Source organism: candidate division TA06 bacterium (assembly GCA_016208585.1).
Lineage (GTDB): Bacteria > Edwardsbacteria > AC1 > AC1 > EtOH8 > UBA5202.
In genome coordinates this window covers 24927-43397 of the sequence record JACQXR010000008.1, presented here as the reverse complement: position 1 = coordinate 43397, position 18471 = coordinate 24927, and the positions used below count along the sequence as shown (strand labels likewise).

19 protein-coding genes are annotated in these 18471 nt (G+C 54.5%); all 19 read right to left on the bottom strand.

The window, feature by feature from the left end; all coding sequences use genetic code 11:
- Nucleotides 1-230: 230 nt before the first annotated feature.
- The 19 genes from HY768_00830 to HY768_00740 all read right to left on the bottom strand — a co-directional run bounded on the left by HY768_00830 (nucleotide 231) and on the right by HY768_00740 (nucleotide 18267).
- Nucleotides 231-503, bottom strand: a complete 273-nt coding sequence (locus HY768_00830; GenBank protein ID MBI4725767.1) for a type II toxin-antitoxin system prevent-host-death family antitoxin — start codon at nucleotides 501-503, stop codon at nucleotides 231-233.
- Nucleotides 504-677: 174 nt separating this feature from the next.
- On the bottom strand, nucleotides 678-1955 hold the full coding sequence (locus HY768_00825; GenBank protein MBI4725766.1) for a peptidylprolyl isomerase: 1278 nt from the start codon (nucleotides 1953-1955) through the stop codon (nucleotides 678-680).
- A gap of 277 nt (nucleotides 1956-2232) precedes the next feature.
- Complete coding sequence (locus HY768_00820; protein MBI4725765.1) at nucleotides 2233-3069, bottom strand: peptidyl-prolyl cis-trans isomerase; 837 nt, start codon at nucleotides 3067-3069, stop codon at nucleotides 2233-2235.
- 1 nt (nucleotide 3070) lies between these two features.
- Complete coding sequence (locus HY768_00815) at nucleotides 3071-4735, bottom strand: peptidyl-prolyl cis-trans isomerase (protein MBI4725764.1); 1665 nt, start codon at nucleotides 4733-4735, stop codon at nucleotides 3071-3073.
- Nucleotides 4736-4960: 225 nt separating this feature from the next.
- Nucleotides 4961-5974, bottom strand: a complete 1014-nt coding sequence (locus tag HY768_00810) for a DUF362 domain-containing protein (GenBank protein ID MBI4725763.1) — start codon at nucleotides 5972-5974, stop codon at nucleotides 4961-4963.
- A gap of 4 nt (nucleotides 5975-5978) precedes the next feature.
- Complete coding sequence (locus HY768_00805; GenBank protein ID MBI4725762.1) at nucleotides 5979-6194, bottom strand: hypothetical protein; 216 nt, start codon at nucleotides 6192-6194, stop codon at nucleotides 5979-5981.
- Nucleotides 6195-6261: 67 nt separating this feature from the next.
- On the bottom strand, nucleotides 6262-6459 hold the full coding sequence (locus HY768_00800; GenBank protein ID MBI4725761.1) for a hypothetical protein: 198 nt from the start codon (nucleotides 6457-6459) through the stop codon (nucleotides 6262-6264).
- Nucleotides 6456-7097, bottom strand: coding sequence for an HAD-IB family hydrolase (locus HY768_00795; protein ID MBI4725760.1), 642 nt, complete (start codon nucleotides 7095-7097; stop codon nucleotides 6456-6458). The genes HY768_00800 and HY768_00795 overlap by 4 nt, the downstream gene beginning before the upstream one ends.
- On the bottom strand, nucleotides 7078-7734 hold the full coding sequence (locus tag HY768_00790) for a CDP-alcohol phosphatidyltransferase family protein (protein MBI4725759.1): 657 nt from the start codon (nucleotides 7732-7734) through the stop codon (nucleotides 7078-7080). The genes HY768_00795 and HY768_00790 overlap by 20 nt, the downstream gene beginning before the upstream one ends.
- A 40-nt stretch (nucleotides 7735-7774) precedes the next feature.
- Entirely contained in the window at nucleotides 7775-8899 is a 1125-nt protein-coding gene (locus tag HY768_00785; protein MBI4725758.1) for a hypothetical protein, read from the bottom strand.
- Nucleotides 8890-9201 (bottom strand): pathogenicity locus, encoded by a 312-nt coding sequence (locus HY768_00780; protein MBI4725757.1) that lies wholly within the window; start codon nucleotides 9199-9201, stop codon nucleotides 8890-8892. The genes HY768_00785 and HY768_00780 overlap by 10 nt, the downstream gene beginning before the upstream one ends.
- A 266-nt stretch (nucleotides 9202-9467) precedes the next feature.
- Entirely contained in the window at nucleotides 9468-11801 is a 2334-nt protein-coding gene (locus HY768_00775) for an endonuclease MutS2 (GenBank protein ID MBI4725756.1), read from the bottom strand.
- A 28-nt stretch (nucleotides 11802-11829) separates the two neighbouring features.
- Nucleotides 11830-12003 carry a four helix bundle protein gene (locus HY768_00770; protein MBI4725755.1) on the bottom strand — a complete coding sequence of 58 codons (174 nt, stop codon included), beginning with the start codon at nucleotides 12001-12003 and terminating at the stop codon, nucleotides 11830-11832.
- Between the two features lie 29 nt (nucleotides 12004-12032).
- Complete coding sequence (locus HY768_00765; protein MBI4725754.1) at nucleotides 12033-12233, bottom strand: four helix bundle protein; 201 nt, start codon at nucleotides 12231-12233, stop codon at nucleotides 12033-12035.
- Nucleotides 12234-12306: 73 nt separating this feature from the next.
- Entirely contained in the window at nucleotides 12307-12864 is a 558-nt protein-coding gene (locus tag HY768_00760) for a CvpA family protein (protein MBI4725753.1), read from the bottom strand.
- Between the two features lie 176 nt (nucleotides 12865-13040).
- Nucleotides 13041-15329 carry a T9SS type A sorting domain-containing protein gene (locus tag HY768_00755; GenBank protein MBI4725752.1) on the bottom strand — a complete coding sequence of 763 codons (2289 nt, stop codon included), beginning with the start codon at nucleotides 15327-15329 and terminating at the stop codon, nucleotides 13041-13043.
- A 5-nt stretch (nucleotides 15330-15334) separates the two neighbouring features.
- A complete protein-coding gene (locus HY768_00750) occupies nucleotides 15335-16117 on the bottom strand; it encodes a 16S rRNA (uracil(1498)-N(3))-methyltransferase (protein MBI4725751.1) in 783 nt (260 codons plus the stop codon).
- Nucleotides 16118-16222: 105 nt separating this feature from the next.
- On the bottom strand, nucleotides 16223-17395 hold the full coding sequence (dnaJ, locus tag HY768_00745; GenBank protein ID MBI4725750.1) for a molecular chaperone DnaJ: 1173 nt from the start codon (nucleotides 17393-17395) through the stop codon (nucleotides 16223-16225).
- A 20-nt stretch (nucleotides 17396-17415) separates the two neighbouring features.
- The gene (locus HY768_00740) at nucleotides 17416-18267 is read right to left on the bottom strand and encodes a hypothetical protein (protein ID MBI4725749.1); all 852 of its coding nucleotides are present in this window, start codon (nucleotides 18265-18267) and stop codon (nucleotides 17416-17418) included.
- Nucleotides 18268-18471: the final 204 nt, after the last annotated feature.

The window sequence follows — 18471 nt, the reverse complement described above, 5'->3', positions numbered from 1 at the left end:
AACCTGGATAGAGTGGTCAAAGTATAACCTATAATTCAAATCGAAAAAACTGTTTTTGCGTTATATCTCATTGATGAACATCTAATTACAGCTTTAGCTTTTCTCAACGTTGGGACAGTAGTGGGAGCGTATATTAGTAGACATTCCGGTTTCTTTTAAATCCAATATAATTAGCGTATTTAGCGTGTTTCGGTGGAAAAAAGTCTACTATTATCCGCTCTGATTAGTAACTACGCCTTTTCATTCAGCTTCCGGCGCAGGTCCTTCATTACAACAGAAAGCTCCCGGCCCTTGTCTCCCCCGGCTTTTTGGGCCTGGGCCACGGCCAGCTTTCCGTACAGCTCCAGCTTGCGTTGAATGTCCCCGTAATGGGCCAAAGACATCACCACCATATCGCCTTCCCCGTTCTTGGTAATGAAGATCGGCTGCCCGGTGCTGTGGGCTATCTTTGATATCTGATTAGCCTTGTTTCTGAGATCGGAAATAGGTTTTATCATCGGCATGGGCTTTATCCTTTGTTTTACAATATCATTATCATATCATGATTATGATATTTGTCAATAGCGTTTTGTTGCAACACAAAAGAACTTCCACACACAACGTGGAGGTTCTTTTGCTTTAAACCGTTTAGTCACCAGTTTATATTCTCTGCCTCGGTGACTTTGTGGCAAAAAGATCTACTTCCTCTCGATCACATACTTGGTCTTCAGGTCCTTCAAATAGACCTCCAGGGCCTCCTGCATCTTCTTGTTTTTCAAATACTCCGTCAAATCTTTCTTCACGTTCTCGTAGGTGGGCTCCCTGGCCGTTACCCGCTTGATAAGCTTGAGAATGGTAAGCCCGTTCTCGCTTTCCACTGCCTCGCTGATATCGCCTTCCTGCATGGAGGCCAGCTCGGCTTTGATGGCGTCGGGGAAGGCCTCCACCGGCACCAGGCCCAGCAGTCCGTTGTTCTCCTTGGACATGGGGTCGTCGGAGTAGGTCTTGGCCACCCGGCCGAAATCCTCCTTTTCGGCGGTCACACGGCGGTAAAGCCCGGCAGCCAGCTTGCGAGCTTTAACCAGGTCGGCCTCGGTGGGAATGGGAGAGATCAGGATATGGGCGGCATGCACCTGGTCGCCCTTTTTCTCCAGCACTTTGATGATGTGCCGGCCGTAGCGGGTGTCGGTCTCGGTGATCTGGCCGATCTTGGCGCCGAAGGCGGCCTTCTCAAACTCGGGCACCATCTGGTTGCGGCCGAACCAGCCCAGGTCGCCGCCGTTGACGGCCGAGCCCTGATCCTGGGAATATTTCTTGGCCAAAGCGGCAAAATTCTTCTTGGCATTTAGCTTGGCCATAACTTCGTTATAGCGGGCGATGGCCGCCGTCTTGGCCGCGGCCCCCGGCTTGGGAACGATCACGATCCAGGCCACCTCGGCCTTCTCCGGTTCCGGCGGAATGGAGTCCTTGTGGCTGGCGTAAAAGTCCGTCACTTCTTTCTCGGTGGGCGGCGTAACCCGGGCCCGGATGTTCTTGTCGATCAGCTTCTGCATCAAAAGCTGGTTCTTGGCGTCGGGCCGGTGCTTGGCTTTCAGCTTTTCGACATTGGTGGCCTCGGCCTTAAGCTGGGCATTGAACGCTTCTTCGCTGGGAAACTGGGATTTCATCTCGCCGATGCTCTTGTTCAAAGCCTCCTCCACTTCGGCGCCGGTGACGTCCAGCGATTCCTTCTTGGCCTGAAGCATCAGCAGCCTCACTTCGATCAGTCTCTCCATAGCCAGTTTTTTCAGGGAGTCCTCGGGCACGCTGTTCTGGTTGAGCTGCAGCTTTAAAAGCGTGACCTGCTTGTCCAGCTCGCTTTGCAGGATCGGCTGCTCGTCCACCACCGTCACCACCCCGTCGCCGGCCGGCTGGGCGTACAGGGAGCTGGTCAAGGCCAGCAGCAGCAGGCCTCCGGCCAGGTAAATCTTTTTCATTCTGAATTATTCCTTTATCTATCTGCGTTTAATTGCGTCAAAACTGGATCTCCGGGGAATTACACTTACCACGTTTTCGCGCCCTGTTTGCCTGGCCGCGATGCTTCAATATAGTCAACGCTGGCACATCCGGTGGTTTTGATGCTTCAGCTTCGTTCAGCACAAGTACGCCCCGCCGTCGGCTGAGTGGCCAACGGCCGTATCAAAGCCAGGCGGGGCACTCAACCACCGGCCAACTCGGCCAACGTCAGACAGGCAAACACGAAACACTAAAATACTACTTGATCAGGTCAGGATGGGTTTCCACCTGGGCGGTCTTCTTAAGTTTTTCAGTCAACGCGTCAAACGCCAGTTTTTGCTTGCTCATGGTCAACCCGTTGGACAGCCCCTCCCGGACGTCCTCGTATTTCACCGGCGGCCAGACCGGCTTCTTGTCGGTAGCCTTGATGATGAAATATCCGTTGAACAGCTTGATGGGCTCAGAGATCTGCCCCTTGGCCAGGCCAAATAATTTCTCCTCGAAATCCAGGGGCAGTTCCCCGCTGCCCCGCTGCAGGTAGCCGGCCATGTCCCCGCCGTTGGCTCGGGAATTTGCTTCCAGGGACCTTTCCCGGGCCAGCTTGGCGAAATCGGCCCCGCCGTCCAGGGCCGACTTGATGGCGGCGGCCTCCTCCTGGGACTGGACCACTATCTGGCTGTAGCGGATGTTGTTTTGGAACTCGGTCTGGTGCAGTTCAAAGTAGGACTTGACCTCGGCCTCGCTTAGGCTCTGCTTTTCCACCACCTCTTTTTGCAGCAACTGGTTGGCCAAAATCTCCCGTTTCAAATCGCGCAACTGTTTAGCCACCTTGGGATCCTTGTCCAGCCCCTTTTTGATGGCCTCCTGGTAGAACAGCTCGGTGTCCACCCAGCGCCGCAAAAACTCTTCTTTCTGGGCCGGGGAGATTCCGACCGCGCCGTTGGGCAGATAATCTTTGACATCGGAGTCTGTTAAAACCGTTTTGTTGACCCGGGCCACCACCTGCCCCTGGGGCTGCCCTTTTTTGCAGCCGGCTCCGGCCAGCAGGCTTAAGGCCAGGATCAGGATCGGTCCGGCCATGGTTAGTCTCTTCATTTTATTTTCCCTTCTCCGGCTTTTGCTGACCGGCCAGTTTTAAAATATTTTCATCTATACTTACCGGATATTTTGACTTAAGAGCTTCGATCAGCCTCAGGTACAACATCTGTTCCTGGCCCTGGGCCAGGTTCTGCTCTATGGGCGCTTTCACTTCGTCAAAGCTCATTTGTTTGCCAGGGGTGCGGGCGCTGACCTTGATCACCGCAAAGCCGTCCTTGACGGCGAAAGGCCGGGAAACCTGGTTCAGGCCGGCGGCAAAAGCCATTTTGGAAACTTCCGGGAACCGGGGATCGTTCTGGGTAACTTCGCCCAAAGCTCCGCCCGAAGACTTAGTCCAGTCAACCGATTTTTCCGAGGCGGTGGCCGCAAAATCGGCCCCCTGGGAAAGCAGTTTATAAACGGCTTCGGCTTCGGGCTTGGTCCGGGTCACTATCTGGCGGACCATGGCTTTGGCCGGCTGATAGAATTCCTTCTTGTTCCTTGTATAATAAACCTTGACCGATTCCGGATTGACGCTGACCTTGGGTCCCACCTCGGACTGATACAGCGCGGCGGCCAGCATCTCGTCCCAGGCCTTTTTCATCTGCTGCTTGACCTTGGAATTGTTCTCCAGATTCTTGGATTTGGCCCGGGCCAAAAGCAGGTCTTCCACCAGCATGGCCTGCACTTGCTGTTCCAGCCCGGCGGGATTCCTGAGGTCGGCATTACCGCCGAACATCTTGTTAAGCTTGTTGTAAAAGACCTCCACCGTCCAGGAACCGCCGCTGTAGGTAACGATGGTCTTCTTCTTTTCCGCTTCGTCTCCCAAAAGCGGCAGGAGAGCCGGGCCCTGGGTCTGGGGCTGCTTGGCCGCCAGCAGATCCAAAACTTCCTTTTTGATCTTGACCCTGGCCGAGGATTTTATCTTTTCAACGTATTCGTTGGCCATCTCCCGCGGCTTGGAGGCCGTCAGCTGCTGTTTGATCATGTCCTTCATCTGGTCAAAGGGCTTGATCTCGGCCGCCCGGGTGGAATCCATCCGGATGATGTGAAAACCGAAAGGCGTTTGGACCGGTTTGCCCAGCTGTCCCGGCTTCAGATCAAAGACCGCCTTTTGGAAGGCCTGAACCATCCGGCCCCAACCGAACCAGCCCAGGTCGCCGCCCCGGGGAGCGGAACCAGGATCCTGGGATTTCTGTCTGGCGGTCTCCTCAAAGTCGGCCCCGTCTTTCAATGACTGGTAGATGGCTTTGGCTTCTGCCTCGGCCTTGACCAGGATGTGCCGGGCCTTAACTTCCGTGCCCATCCTCTTATAATAATCCTTGATCTCCCGGTCGGTGGGCTGTGATTTCTCCAGGATCTCCTGGCGGTAAAGCTGGCCCATCAGCATGTTCTTGGTCAGGTCCTCGTATTCCTTCTGCAGTTTGGGTTCCTTGTCCAGTTTGCGGGCCAGGGCTTCCAGAGCCATAAGCTTCTGCTCCACCATCTGGTCTAAAAGCCGTCTCTTGGCTGTCAAAGCGGCGGCCGAGTCCGGCGGCGGGACCGGGGCCCGGTAGTTGTCGTCAAATTGCCCCAGGGTTATTTTCTGGCTGCCCACCTTGGCGATCACCTTGCTGCGGTTGCCGCAGGAAACCACGGATAATACCAGGCCCAGCCCCAGCGCCAGTCCAATCAGTTTTTTCATGGCAGTGATTCTCCTTGAATAAAATATGGTTATATTATTTTTGACCGTAAATTTTAATTTTATCATAAATTTAGGCGTTTTTCAATATAATTCGCCCGAAAAATTGGTTCGCCCGAAAAATTCGCCCGAAAAAGGGTTCGCTTACGCTACATGCTTGCCTACCCTTAGGGGCCATAGCTTTAGCGAAGGCACTCCTGTCTTTCCCCGGAAAATCAGAACATTGTTTCAAGAATACTTTTGGAACAGCCGGCCCCAGGCCGTTTCCCTTTTCCATTTTTCAAAGGTGAACCTGTCCTTTAGCGGCCAGCGCAGGTAGTCGTGGTAGATCTCGGAAGCCAGGATGAACAGGTGCACCAGCGGAGTGTGAAAGAAGAATTTCTGCATCTTCTTCAATGGCCCGAACCAGATCAGGTCGCCGCCCACCCTTTTGACCAGGTTCTTGCCGACCTTGAAGTTCCAGTTCTCGTTCCGGACATCAGCGCCCAAAAGCTCTATCTCTTCGAACCGCCCGCAGCCCAGATCGTTCTCGTGGGCCAGCCGGATGTATTTAATGGACAGGGGATCAAAGCCCATCATATGGGCCGAGACGGCGTCAATGGCCACCTGATCGGCCGAGGCTAAAAGATAGTCCTTAATCACCGGGAACATGGTGCGGGGGCCGGGGCCGTTGCCGGCGGTGGTGCCGTCCATTAGCGCGAACAGCCCGGAGTGGATTTCTTTTTGGATGGCTAAAAGATCCACCAGCACTTCATGTATCCAGGAATGGGCATAGTGCCGCTTGGTGTTCAAGAGGCCCCCGAAGGCGTTCTTCATTGCCCCGGTGGTGGTGGTGTAGATGTGGCATTTGACGGTGGGCAAGTGGACGATGTTCTTGCCGAAGAAGTAGTCCGGGACCAGTATCCCTTCGGGAAATATTTTGTCTAAGACCAGCATCCGGGCCTTGGGAAGGTAGGGTACCCATTTCATGTCCCGATCCTTGAAGTTGTACAGCACCGGAACGCCATGCTTTTTTAAGATGGGAAGGTAACGGTTGAGATCCTCGCCCTTGAAGGCGTCGGTAACCACCGTCTTGTTCTGGACGCAGGAAATGTCCTTATAGCCCGCTTCCTGCAGGGCCTTGATCACTCCCTCCAGCTGCCAATCAAGCGACTGCCTGAAGTCCGCCAGATTCATCACCTGGGCAATGTCCTGAATTATGGTCTCCGGTTTTGTTTTGATTACGGCTACTTTGGAAGACATGGGATCATTCGCTCTGTTTTTGTTTTTTCAGGGTTTCCAGTATTTCCTTCAGCACCCGGTTGCTGTCCTCGCCTAACTTCAGGGACTGCTTGGAAAGTTTTAAGGCCCGGTCTGTTTCCGCCAAAGCACGATCCTGCCTGGCCAAAGCCTCCTTCATCTGCCGGCTGGTCTTGCGCGATAAAAAGATGATGAATATGACAAGGATTACGAAAAATATCATCCAAAAGTTTCCTAATATTGCCAGCCAGAGGGATTTCCCGGCGCCTCCGTATTTTTTTGTATATGACTTACGGTATTCGGCAGAAGGGAAATTTCTTGGTCTGGTATTTGTAGGATCTTTCCCCGGTCTTCTCAAAGGCCAACGTAGCCGGGTCGTTCTTCAGGGACTGTTCCCAGGCAGCGATCAAGGATTGCTCGCTGGGCTGGGCCGCTGCCAGGACCGCCAGAAAAGCGCTCAGTAGCACAAGCAGGAAATACTTTTTCATCCTATGATCCTCCAGTCTTTTGTTAATGCAACCTTTCTTAATCGCCGGACTGGTGTTACTGCCACTGCTGTTCCAACCTGCTCCAGCAGCGGCAGGTCGCTTGACTTGTCGGCATAGGCGGCGGACTTTTCCAAGGAAGCCCCGCGCTTAAGGCAATATTCCCGGGCCAGCTGCAGCTTGCTTTGCCCGTAGGGATGCTGCGCCGGGTCCCCGCTGGTATAGCACCCATTGAGCGACAGGACTTTGCAGGCAATGATGTTTTCGATGCCCAGTTTTCTGCCCAGCGGTTCGGCCAGGAATTCCGGTGTCCCCGAAAGCAACACTAGTTCATCTCCGGCTGTCCGATGGCGCTCCAGCTCCGCTATAATCAGCGGGTTCAATCGTTCTGGGATTATCCGGCCGATAAATGCCTTGGCCAGCTGCTCCGTTTCCTCGATTGACAGCCCAGTCAAATAAGCCTTGTCCCTTTTATAGACCCTTAATCCGTATTTTGAAAAATGACGCAGGGCAAACCAGGCAAAGTGGAAAAACTGCCGGAGGCCCAGCTTGTTGTTCCTGATCAGATAGGGGATGAACAGTTTTTCGCAGCTGGTGCCCTTGATTATCGTGCCGTCGACGTCAACGAAGGCTAGCGCCATCTTTAGGCCTTTTGGCAGAAAACTTGAGATGTGAAAATACTTTCTGCTCTATTATAAACTCCGCTATCACCGGAACGCTCCGCAGAATGCAGACGGCCACGGTCAAGTAGATAAGCAGCGCTGTTGCTGTCTTGAGATACGCCGCATTTTGTGACCAGAAACCGGGCATCAGTGCCGGCCAGGGCTGCAACAGGAATATCCAGCCGAAGGTCACGACCTTCAGCGTTCCGTAAAGACCCCGCATGAAACGGCTGCCCACCAGGAACTGCCCTGACCTGGAAACGATCTGCCCGAACGGGGTCTTTCCCTGCTGGATGCCGTGGGAGCGGATGGAATCCACGATCAGGCTGCGGGTGATGAACACTAAGGCTACCCAGACCGGAATGCAGCGCAGGTCGGCCAGCACTATCCAGAGCACGTTCTCGGTCACCCGGTCCACCATGATGTCGAAGATGGCCCCGAACAGCGCGGATTCCTTGAATTTCCGCGCCACCACCCCGTCCACCGCGTCCAGCGCGATGACTATAACCAGCAGCGGCATATTGGCCAGCTGCAGCCAGAGGTATCGGGTCTGATAGGCCATGACCACCAGCACGAACAGCAGGACCAGACGCAATAAGGTGACGAGGTTAGCCATAAGTATTATTTATCTCGTTAACGTTTAGAAAAATAATGACCTACCACTTCTTAATATAACACCGCCGCCGCTTGTGCTGGCGCGACTCAAAATATTTCCAGTGGCTCTGGACCTTGACGTTCTCCTCCAGCTCGATGTTGGTCTCGGCCGAGATCACCTTATTTCTGATGGCCGAGCGGCACATCTCGGTCATTAAAAGAGCGTCGGCCCCCTTGCCCTGCAGGTCGGGTCGGATGGCGCCCAGATAGAGATCGATATGTTTGTTTTTCCGGCTGATGGCCTTTAGGATGTGAATGAATCCGATGGGGAACAGCCGGCCTCGGGACTTCTGCAGGGCGCGCGACAGCGAGGGCATGCCGATCACGAACCCGGCCACTTTGTTGTTTGGGTCCAACAGGATCTTGGTATAATCCGGCAGGATGAAGGAGAAATATTGTTTGATGTACATGCTGATCTGTTTTTCGTTCAGCGGCACAAAGGCGTAGATGCCGGCAAAGGCGCTGTTTAAGGCCTGAAACATCTCGCGGGCATAGGGCAGCAGGTCCTTGGCCTTTTTGGCCTCCAGCACTTTGAGCCCCAGCTTCTGCATCACGATCCGCTCCACCCGCTCGGCCTTCTCTGGAATCTGCGTGGGCACCTGGACCTCGAACTCCAGCCAGTCCACGTCCTTGGCGTAGCCCAGCGATTCCAGATGCTTGGGATAATAGGGATGATTGTAAATGGCGGCCAGCGTGCCCAGCTCATTGAAGCCGTCCACCAGCATGCCCTCGTGGTCCATGTCGGTGAAACCCAGCGGCCCGTGAATACCCTCCATTCCCTGCTCCTTGGCCCACTGCTCTGCGGTCTCGAACAGGGCTTTTACGACCTCACGATCATTGACGAAGTCGACCCAGCCGAAACGGGCGTACTTGTTGCCCCATTTTTCAATATACTTTTGGCTGATGATCCCGGCGATGCGCCCAACCAATTTGCCGTCCTTGAAGGCCAGCCAGAACTTGGCCCGGCAGTACTCAAAGGCCGGATTCTTGTCCTTGCGCAGGGTGTGATACTCATCCATCAGCAGTGGAGGGATCCAGTAAGAATGGTTTTTGTACAGCGAGAAGGGGAACTCCACGAACTGTTTCAGTTCTTTTTTTGTTACGACCTCTTTGATGATTATGGCCATGGCGGTTGATTCCCTTTATGCTTTTTAATTTCTGCTTTTTGCTTTTTGAAGTTTGAATCGGCCCAGTTCCACCACTTCAGCAGTTCTGGGTCGTGCTTTTCATGGGATGCGTAGTAAACCGCACAGCGGAAGACGTATAAAAGGCAGCGGTCCACCGGGCGCCCCTCCATAGCGCAGAACCGGGCATAGAGCCTTTCCGGGTCTTTGTTCTTAAGGCAAGAGACCTTCTTAATCCCCAGCCGGTTCAGGTCCTCCGCGATGCTTTTGCCCACCCCGGGAATCACCTGCAAGCCTTTATCCATGAAGTTTATCCGTTTACTGTTTACCATTTACTGTTTACTGTTTGCTGTTTACTGTTTGCTGTTTACTGTTCACCGTTCAATGTTCATTGTTCATTGTTCATTGTTCATTGTTCATTGTTCAATGTTCAATGTTCAATGTTCATTGTTCATTGTTCATTGTTCATTGTTCATTGTTCATTGTTCATTGTTCATTGTTCATTGTTCATTGCTTGTCCGACGTAGCCTTGGGCGTAGTTGGATTCATTGTTCATTGCTAATTGTATCAACTATTTCAGCTCCACTACCGTCACCCCGTCCTGGCCTTCGTTCCACTCTCCCAGACGGAAAAATTTCACCTGGGCATTTTTGGTCAGCACTTCTTTTACTATCTTGCGCAGTACCCCGGTGCCCTTGCCGTGCACTATTCGCAGTTTGGTGATCCCGTAATAGACCGCATCGTCAATGTAGCGTTCCACCGCCTCTATGGATTCATCGGCCCGCATTCCCAGCAGATACAGTTCCGGCGCAAACCCGGAGACGTTCTCGGCGCTGACGGTGGAGATAGGTTTTGGCTCTGCTAATTTTTGGGAAGCGCCGGCCGCGGCCTTTTGCCGGGGCACGGTCATCAGCACATTGCCCACCTGGACCTTGAGTTTCTTCCCGGAATCCAACAGGTCCACTATCAAGCCCTCTTTTTTGAGATCGGTCAGGTAAACCTTTTCCCCTTTCTGGAAGACATGTCCGGGATCGTGCTTGGCCGCTGGCTGGGGCCGCTCCTCCGGCGGCAGCAGGGCTTCGGCCTCCTTCAGCATCTCCCTGGCCTTGATGATGCTCTGTTTGCTGGCCTGCTCGCCCTTTATAACAGCCACCGCCTGCTCGGCCGCGCTGCGGGCCTGGGTCAATATATTTCTGGATTCCTCGGCCGCCTTTTGCTTCAGGGTATTCAGTTCTTCCTGGATCCCTTCCAACCGGGACCGGTATTCTTCCTTCAGGCTTTTGGCCTGGTCCATTTCGTCCAGGGCCTTAAGTTCTTTCTGCTCGGCCCGGCGCTTGACCTGTTCCAGGAATGTGATCAGCTCCTCCAGCTGGACCGATTTGGAATCTATCCGGGAACGGGCGTCGCTGATTACTTCGGGCGAAAGCCCCAGCCGCGAGGCGATCTCTATCCCGTAGCTGGCCCCGGGCACGCCCATTATCAGGCGGTAGGTAGGCTGGAGTTTTTCCCGGTCAAATTCCATGGCCGCGTTCAGCATCTGGGAATTCTGCTGGACAAAGGCCTTCAGCGCCCCGTAATGGGTGGTGGAAAGGGTCAGGCAGCCTTTCCGGGTCAGCGCTAAAAGGATGGTCATAGCCAGGGCCGCGCCCTCGGCCGGCTCGGTGCCGGCCCCGATCTCGTCCAGCAGGACCAGCGACAGGGCGGTGGAATTCTCCAGCACCCCTTTGATCTGCGAGATGTGCGAAGAAAAGGTTGACAGCGACTGGGAGATGGACTGCTCGTCGCCGATGTCGGCGAATACCTGGCCGAACAGGGACAGGGCGCTGCCGTCCCGGGCCGGGATCTGCAGGCCGGACTGGTTCATCAGTGCCAGCAGGCCCACCGTCTTCAGCACCACCGTCTTGCCGCCGGTGTTGGGCCCGGTGACGACCATGGTGGTCCGGCCGTTTCCCAGCTCCAGGTTCAGCGGAACCGGTTTGGCCAAAGCCGGGTGCCGAGCCTCGATCAGCTTCAAGTACTGCTCGCCCGGTGAAATGGCCCGGACGCATTTCCAGGCCAGCGCTAATTGGGCCCGGGCGAATGCCAGGTCAAAGTGGGCCAGCAACTGCAGATTATTTTCCATGTCATCAATATTTTCGGAGACCTCGGTCGAGAACTGCCGCAGGATCCTCTCCACTTCCTGTTTCTCCATTGAGAACAGCTGGCGCATCCGGTTGTTCATCTCGATGGTGGCCAGCGGTTCCATGTAGACCGTGGCCCCGGAGGCCGAGCTGTCGTGAACGATGCCTTTCAGCTTGTTCTTGGAATCGGCCTTGACCGGGATCACATAGCGCCCCTCGCGGATGGTAATCAGCGTCTCCTGGATGTCGGCCGCCTCCCGGCCCATGATGTCCTCCAGCTTGGAGTGGATGCGCTGGCGCACCGTCTCCTGCTCCCGCCGGATGTGATAGAGCTCGGGGCTGGCCTTGTCGGCCACTCTGCCGTCCGGCTCGATGGCCTTGACTATCCGCTCCTCTAATTCCTTGAAGGCACAAAGACCCAGAGCCTGTTCCGAAAGCAGCGGATACTCTTCATTGCGCAGGCCAAGTGAGGAGCGGACCTGCCGGGCCGCCGCCAAATGCCGGGCCAGGTGCAGCAGAACCAGGGCATCCATCACCGCGCCCTCGGCCTTCAGCGCCTCCAGCTGGGGACGGATGTCGTGCAGGTCGTAGAAATCAAGGCCGAAGCCGGCCTCCAAAAACTTCCTGGCCTCGGCCGTCTCGTCTTGCATCCGGGCGACGGCATCGGGATCGGCCAGCGGCATCAATGCCAGGGCTTCCTCCCGGCCATAGGGCGTGGAGGCCCGCTGGGAAAGGGCGTTGCGGACGAAGCTGAATTCTAATATCTGTAAACTATGGGCGTTCATCAAAAAATAAAATACCAAAAATTAAAGATCAACCCTTTGTTTTCATGGTGATGACGCTGGCGGCCAATATATTAGCCAGTTCCCTGGCTTCCTTTAAAAGATTTTGTCCCGTGTTTTTATCGCATTTTCCCGAGTCGATCAGAATATCCAGCCAAAAGCAGGTTTCATTGCCAGACTTAAGGGAATAGTGAAAATAATTAATGAATTATCCCGCCGCAAGCGGGTGGGGTATTAAAAATTAATAAAGTCTTTCTTGGAGCTTGCGGCGATCGCCTCAAAGTAGTTGGCGCCCATGCTGGTCCCGCTTCGAAGTAACTGACCGCTGATGATCTTGGTGGTTTGAGACGCAGGCAAAGCGTCAATGAAAGTCATCAGGCCAATGATGGACGACTTGATCCTCTTTTTAAATTCATCTCGTTGCCTCTTATCCATGATTCCGGTTTTTAATATCTTTCTTTAGTTGTTGTTGCGGTTATCCATCATATTCCCATTTATCCCCATTGTCCTAGATCGTCTTCAACTCTTCCACTTTCTTGGGCTCCGGCGTCTTCTCAAACTCCTTGTAAAGTTCCTGGGCTTTGGGCCAAAGCCCCTTGGTCTTCTTGTACACCCACGGCGCCACCTTGCGCATGGAGCGGATCATCCCGGAGCGATCTAATTTCTGGTTGACCTCCTTGGGCAGGGGCAGAAATGTCAGCAGCAATAAAAGGATGGAGATCACCACCGCGCCTTTGAGCAGGCCCACCACCATCCCGCCCAGTTTGTCGGCCAGGTCCAGCGGCGTGGCCTTAATCAGCTTGGACAGCAACCATCCGGCCAGAGTGATGGCCCCGAAGGCCGCCAGGAACATCACCACGAACCCGATGGTGGGCGCCAGGTGCAGTGGCACTTTGGGGAACAGCTTGACCAGCCCCCCGGCCGCGGCCGGATGAAGTTTTAAGGCCAGGAAGAACGAGACTATCAAGCCGACGATGCCCACAATTTCCTGCACCAGGCCCTTCTTGAAGCCCATGCCCACCGCCAGCCCCAGCAGAACCAGGATGATGATGTCTATCCAGTTCATTTGAACTCCTATTTAAGTTAACCTGGAATTACCTGCCACAAAGCCTGCCCCGCATTCATGCCTGTCCGGCGCATCCCGCCGTCGGCGGGAGCAGGCGAGCCGCAGGAGTGGGCCAGTGAAAGGGGCCATCATATAATAGCTTTGGGCGCGTCTTTGCGGTGAATAAATCCCAATGCTTATTTTATATACTGTAGCGACCGGGTGATGGTCTTGCCCTCAGCTTCTAATTTTACGAAATATATCCCGCTGGATGCCCGGTTGCCGGCGGCATCCCGGCCGTCCCACTGCGCCTGGTGCCGGCCCGCCGATTGAATAGAGTTGACAAGGGTTTTCACCGCTTGCCCCTGTATATTATACACCTTCAGGGTTGCCAACCCCGGTTTTGTTAATTGATAGTTGATCATTGTTGATTGTTTAAAGGGATTGGGTACGTTTTGGTTCAACCCGAGATCCGTTATCAGCTCCCTGTTATCAGGCTCGCTCCCCACTCCCCCGGCCACTATGGAAAGGACATTGGAATGGCGCGTTTCGTAACAGGTATCTAAAGAGCTTACCGCGGTTACGGCGTAATAATACTCGCTGCCGCTGTAGGTGGTGGTATCGCTGAACATGGTGTCGGCAATGATATCGAAATTAATCCTGGCAAAAGGCCCGGCAGCATTATCCGCCCGGTAGACGTTATACCCGGCGCAGGCGGAGTCCATCCGGAACTTACGCCAATAAACGTCTATTAGGCTGTTGCCGTATTTTTTGGTACCGGTGCTAAGATTAGATAATACCGGCAGGCTGTCGTAAAGTTCCTTCAATATCCAACTGTCGGGGTCAAATTTAAACCATTCAATACTATTTAAATAATCCCCAATAATTACTGTATCGGTATTTTGAATCCAAACTCTGAATGTATCTAATGCGCCGGCAGAAGAACTGTCCACTATGGCAACCGGCATCTTGTATAATTCACCGGTGGCGGATGTCTGTTTTATCAGAAGTTTCGCCCCGTTGCTGTCGGGATGGGTCTTATGATAGCCCACCAGGTAATACTTGGGGTGCCCGGCCCGGTAGACCCATTGGGCAAAATACCAATCCAAGGTAGAACCGTAATGCTGTTCCGCTATCCTCTGGAAGTCGGCGGTAACGACGTTGCCGTTGGCAAAACTATCGGCATAGGCCCGCATCATGGGGAAGAAGACGGTATCGCCCATCACCCAGCGCAAGCCCTGCAGCACCCAGGCCCCCTTGGTGTAGACCATGGAATAGTCAAACAGCAGATTGGGCGGCGGGTTGTAGATGGGATAGATGTTGGCGTTTCCGGTCAGCGCTCTCCAAAAATACTGATTCATGTATATGCCCGGAAGGCGGCTGTTGAGCCATTCATCGTAAACAGCCTCCAGATAGCTGGCAAAACCCTCGTTCAGCCAGATGTCGGCCCAGGTGCCGCAGGTGATCAGATCCCCGAACCACATGTGGGCCAGCTCGTGCACGATTCCACGTTGCGAATTGTTTGTTATCCAACTGCGGTGGATAGTGGTCATGGCCTGGTGCTCCATGCCGCCGTAGGCAAAGGGATAGACCGCGGCCATGCCGTATTTGCCAAAAGGATAAGGGTGGAAAAGCGAATCATAAAGCCTGGTCATCTGGGGCACCGTGGCAAAGACCGTCTGCGACAAAGCTGAATCCTCGGGCCAGACAAAATAGTTCAGGGGAATGGTTTTTCCCGAAACCGTATAGACGGTATCGGACCAGATGGAAAAACGCGAAGCGGTAAAGCACATCAGATAAGTGGTGATGGCCGAATCCTCCCGCCAGCGCCAGGTCAGCCGGTCCCCGCTGCGCAGGGTATCCTGCAGCAGGCCGTTGGAGGCGGCGGCCAAGGAGTCCGGAATGGTTATGGAGATGCTGCAGCCGGAATCGGCCTTGTCCCAAGGCTCGTCAAAGCAAGGCATCCATGCTCTAGCATCCTGCGGCTCGCTCATGGTATAGCCGGATGCGTGAAGGGTATTGGCATCGTAACCTTTGGGATACCAGTAATACCCCCATTTTCTACCGCCGTTTTTGCTGAAGTTACCGCCCCGGTAAAACACCTCCAGATCAAAACTATCCCCCACCGCCACCGACGCGTAGTCCGCCATCAAATATAAGGTATCGGCGCTGGGCAAGAAGCCGGTGTGACTGCCATTCAGTTTGACCGAGTCCACCTCCAAGCGGACGCAGTCTAAGGTCAGGCTGTCGCTTGATGATTTCTTGACCGCCAGAATATTCTGGTGGCCGTAGAGCGAATCGTTGGTCATGGGCAGGTCCACCGCCAGCCGGTACTTAAGCACATCGTACTGGTGAACCGAGTCAAACTTGGCGCTGCCGGCTCTCGGCTTTAAAAAGTCAGGGGCAGGTTTGGTCTCCAAAGGCATTTGCGCCAGGGCCGGAGCGGCGGCTGTTAATAGGACTAAAATAGTCTTAATTACTCTCATCTGTTTCATCCTCCCAATTCTCCCAGTTGCGCCAGGACCAAGGTGCTGAGCACGATCCCGGCGGTTTCGGCCCGCAGGCGTCTTGGGCCCAGTGTGACAATATGGGCGTTATATTTTTGGGCCAGTCCCCGTTCCTCCGGGGTGAACCCGCCTTCCGGGCCGGCCAGGCATAAGACGGTCCGGGGCTGCTTGGCGAGACCCTTGAACACCGAGGCCACCGAGATCTTCTGCTGTCCCTCGTCAGCCAGAAGGATCAGGTCGTATTCCTTGTGGCGCTGCATCAGATCTTTGAAATCCTCGGGCTGGCTTATCCGGGGCAGCACCGAGCGCAACGATTGTTTCATGGCCGCCGCGGCGATCCTCTGCCAGCGGGCGGTCTTGTGGCCGGGGCCTTCCTCATCAGACAACGGAGGCAGCTGCTTGTCGCCCTCGCCTGGTCTGGCCACCGAGTTTTTGGTGATCAGCGGAACAATGGCGTACAGGCCCAGCTCGGTCCCCTTCTCCACCGCAAAGTCCATCCGCTGGCCCTTGGGAACCGCCTGGGCCAGGGTGACTTTAGCAATCGGCTCGTGCGACTTGCGCAATTTGTTAACGATGTTGGCGGTCACCGTGTGCTCGGCGGCGGCGGCGATGGAGCACAGGTATTCTCCGCCCTGGCCGTCCACGATGGTCAGCAGGTCGCCCTTCTTATGCCGCAGCGCTTTGGCGATGTGCCGGGCCTCCTCACCGGTGATGATGATCTGCCGCTCGGAGACGTTTTCCGGCGGAGCGTAAAAGTATTCTGCCACGATAACTTGCCGAAGTTGGGAAGTTGAGAAATTATGAAGATCCGACTGCTAACCTGGGTGATCTCAACTTCTCACCCTCAGACCTTCTTAACTTCATTATAGTAATCAACCAGCATCCAGGTCTATCTTGCAGGCCCCCGGCACCTTGTTCTTCTGCAGTTCCTCCAGTTGTTTCAGGATCTTCTTCTCCTCGCCCGAAAGTTTCTGGGGCATCCAGACCTCCACCTTGATCAGCTGGTCGCCGCTGCCGCTGGAGTTCAGGCGGGGCAGACCCTTGCCCCGCATCCGGAACACTTTGCCCGAGGGCGTGCCGGCCGGGACGGAGAGCTCGGCCTTGCCGGACAGCATCGGCACCTCTATCTTGCAGCCCAAAACCGCCTGGGCGTAGGAGACTGAAATGCCCACGATCAAATCATCGCCGTGCCGGGTGAACAGCGGGTGCGCCTTTTCCTCGATGTAGACCAGAATGTCGCCGGCCGGGCCGCCCCTTAAGCCGATGTTGCCCTGGCCCCGCAAAGGCAGGTAATTCCCGGCGGCGGCCCCGCCCGGGATCTTGACCTTGATGGTGGCGTCCTTCTTCGCCCGGCCCTCGCCCCCGCAGCCCTTGCAGGGGTTGGAGATGATCTTGCCCTCGCCCCCGCACTGGGGGCAGGTTCCCACGTTGATGAACTGGCCGAATATCGAGCGCGAGACCTGCCGCACTTCGCCGGCCCCCTTGCAAGTGGGGCAGTTCTTGACGTCCACGCCGGACTTTACCCCCGAGCCGCCGCAGTCGGAGCAGGATTCATAGCGCTTTAGCTGCAGGGTCTTCTCCACCCCGGAGGCGATCTCTTCCAAAGTGAGAGGCAGGCGGATCTGCAGGTCGCCGCCCCGGCGTTCGCTCCGGCCCCTCCGGCGCGCGCCCTGGCCCTGGCCGCCGAAGAACATATCGAAGATGGAATTGCCCCCGCCCCCGCCGCCGAACATGGAGCCGAAGATGTCCTGCAGGTCGTCGGCATGGGTGAAGTCGCGGCCAAAGTCGAAGCCGCCCTGACCAAACGATGGATCCACCCCGGCGTGGCCGTACTGATCGTAGTTGGCCCGCTTCTGCTTGTCCATCAGCACCTCATAGGCCTCGGACAGCTCCTTGAACTTTTCCTCGGCCGCCTTGGGGTTGTCCCGGTTCATGTCGGGATGGTGCTTCTTGGCCAGAGCGCGGTAGGCCTGCTTTATCTGGTCTTCCGTGGCCTTCTTGGGAATGCCCAGGATGTCGTAGTAGTCGTTTTTGGTGGGGGTCATGTGCAATATCTATGTTTTATTTATGGGTTTGCCAGTTCGTAATGTTCCACATAAACAAAGGTTCCCAACAACTCACCTGCTGGTCCAATCCATACTCCCTGCATTTCCAAATGCCTTTTTACCATGCCTGAATTGTTATACCAATCGTACCAGATTATATCCGTATCCCAGTTGCTATCGCCATCAACATCCAATAACGATTTTATTTTCCAGCAGTAGTAATAATGCCCGTTAACTATGGTTCGTTCTGTCTTTTCAACTTTTCGATGGCTTAACCATGCCGTATTATAATGGACCCATTCCTTGCCCCGGGAAAGCGGATAATCCAGCAGGATCCGGGGCGGGTCATAAGGAATAAGTGTAGTGTCATATTTTCCTCCGGAACCAGACCCAAACAATACGGCATTCCGCAGTTCTCCAATATCATTATAAATTTTCCCGCCAAAGCGTATCAGTCTTAACCCCTTTTGTTTTGGTCCCCCTGGCGTGCCTGGAACATAAGCCACTTCTGCCAATAAAGTATCGTTTTGGGCATACCGCACTCGCCCGGTGTCCTTTTCGGACCCCCAGAAACTAGTATCACCATGACAAGCAAGTTCTGTGGTAAAAGTCTGATACCCGTTAATAGTATCCCGGCTTATAATATTGATATCCAAAGAGAAAATATATGTACTGCTGTCGGTTTTATTTCCTAAAGTATCATACCCTAATATCGTTTCATATCCGTTGTAGTGCCAGCTTTGTCCAACGGAGTCCGGCATCAGATAACTGCTTGGCAGAACACTGCCGCCGGTGGCGGTAGGCTCGTCCTTGGAACAGCCGGATATGGCCAGGATCAGCGCCAAGATAAAGATACCGCTTCGGGTTTTCATCTTGATACCTCTCAACAGTTATATTTGGTTTATAGCTGAACTCAACCCCGTCCCTTCTCTTTGCTTGTGGTGAGCGTTCGACTGAGCTCACGCCGAAGTCTTGTCAAACCAAAGAGAAGGGAGCAAGGGATGAGTTAAAAGCCGTTTCCAACACCCTCATAAATACGCAAATAGGGGAGAAGCCTTGTTAAGCAAGGCTGTTCT

What these genes read in the sequence shown, in the direction of transcription:
- HY768_00830 (MBI4725767.1), bottom strand. Translation starts at nt 503, where the DNA reads ATGCCGATGATAAAACCTATTTCCGATCTCAGAAACAAGGCTAATCAG.
- HY768_00825 (MBI4725766.1), bottom strand. Translation starts at nt 1,955, where the DNA reads ATGAAAAAGATTTACCTGGCCGGAGGCCTGCTGCTGCTGGCCTTGACC.
- HY768_00820 (MBI4725765.1), bottom strand. Translation starts at nt 3,069, where the DNA reads ATGAAGAGACTAACCATGGCCGGACCGATCCTGATCCTGGCCTTAAGC.
- HY768_00815 (MBI4725764.1), bottom strand. Translation starts at nt 4,735, where the DNA reads ATGAAAAAACTGATTGGACTGGCGCTGGGGCTGGGCCTGGTATTATCC.
- HY768_00810 (MBI4725763.1), bottom strand. Translation starts at nt 5,974, where the DNA reads ATGTCTTCCAAAGTAGCCGTAATCAAAACAAAACCGGAGACCATAATT.
- HY768_00805 (MBI4725762.1), bottom strand. Translation starts at nt 6,194, where the DNA reads ATGATATTTTTCGTAATCCTTGTCATATTCATCATCTTTTTATCGCGC.
- HY768_00800 (MBI4725761.1), bottom strand. Translation starts at nt 6,459, where the DNA reads ATGAAAAAGTATTTCCTGCTTGTGCTACTGAGCGCTTTTCTGGCGGTC.
- HY768_00795 (MBI4725760.1), bottom strand. Translation starts at nt 7,097, where the DNA reads ATGGCGCTAGCCTTCGTTGACGTCGACGGCACGATAATCAAGGGCACC.
- HY768_00790 (MBI4725759.1), bottom strand. Translation starts at nt 7,734, where the DNA reads ATGGCTAACCTCGTCACCTTATTGCGTCTGGTCCTGCTGTTCGTGCTG.
- HY768_00785 (MBI4725758.1), bottom strand. Translation starts at nt 8,899, where the DNA reads ATGGCCATAATCATCAAAGAGGTCGTAACAAAAAAAGAACTGAAACAG.
- HY768_00780 (MBI4725757.1), bottom strand. Translation starts at nt 9,201, where the DNA reads ATGGATAAAGGCTTGCAGGTGATTCCCGGGGTGGGCAAAAGCATCGCG.
- HY768_00775 (MBI4725756.1), bottom strand. Translation starts at nt 11,801, where the DNA reads ATGAACGCCCATAGTTTACAGATATTAGAATTCAGCTTCGTCCGCAAC.
- HY768_00765 (MBI4725754.1), bottom strand. Translation starts at nt 12,233, where the DNA reads ATGGATAAGAGGCAACGAGATGAATTTAAAAAGAGGATCAAGTCGTCC.
- HY768_00760 (MBI4725753.1), bottom strand. Translation starts at nt 12,864, where the DNA reads ATGAACTGGATAGACATCATCATCCTGGTTCTGCTGGGGCTGGCGGTG.
- HY768_00755 (MBI4725752.1), bottom strand. Translation starts at nt 15,329, where the DNA reads ATGAGAGTAATTAAGACTATTTTAGTCCTATTAACAGCCGCCGCTCCG.
- dnaJ (MBI4725750.1), bottom strand. Translation starts at nt 17,395, where the DNA reads ATGACCCCCACCAAAAACGACTACTACGACATCCTGGGCATTCCCAAG.
- HY768_00740 (MBI4725749.1), bottom strand. Translation starts at nt 18,267, where the DNA reads ATGAAAACCCGAAGCGGTATCTTTATCTTGGCGCTGATCCTGGCCATA.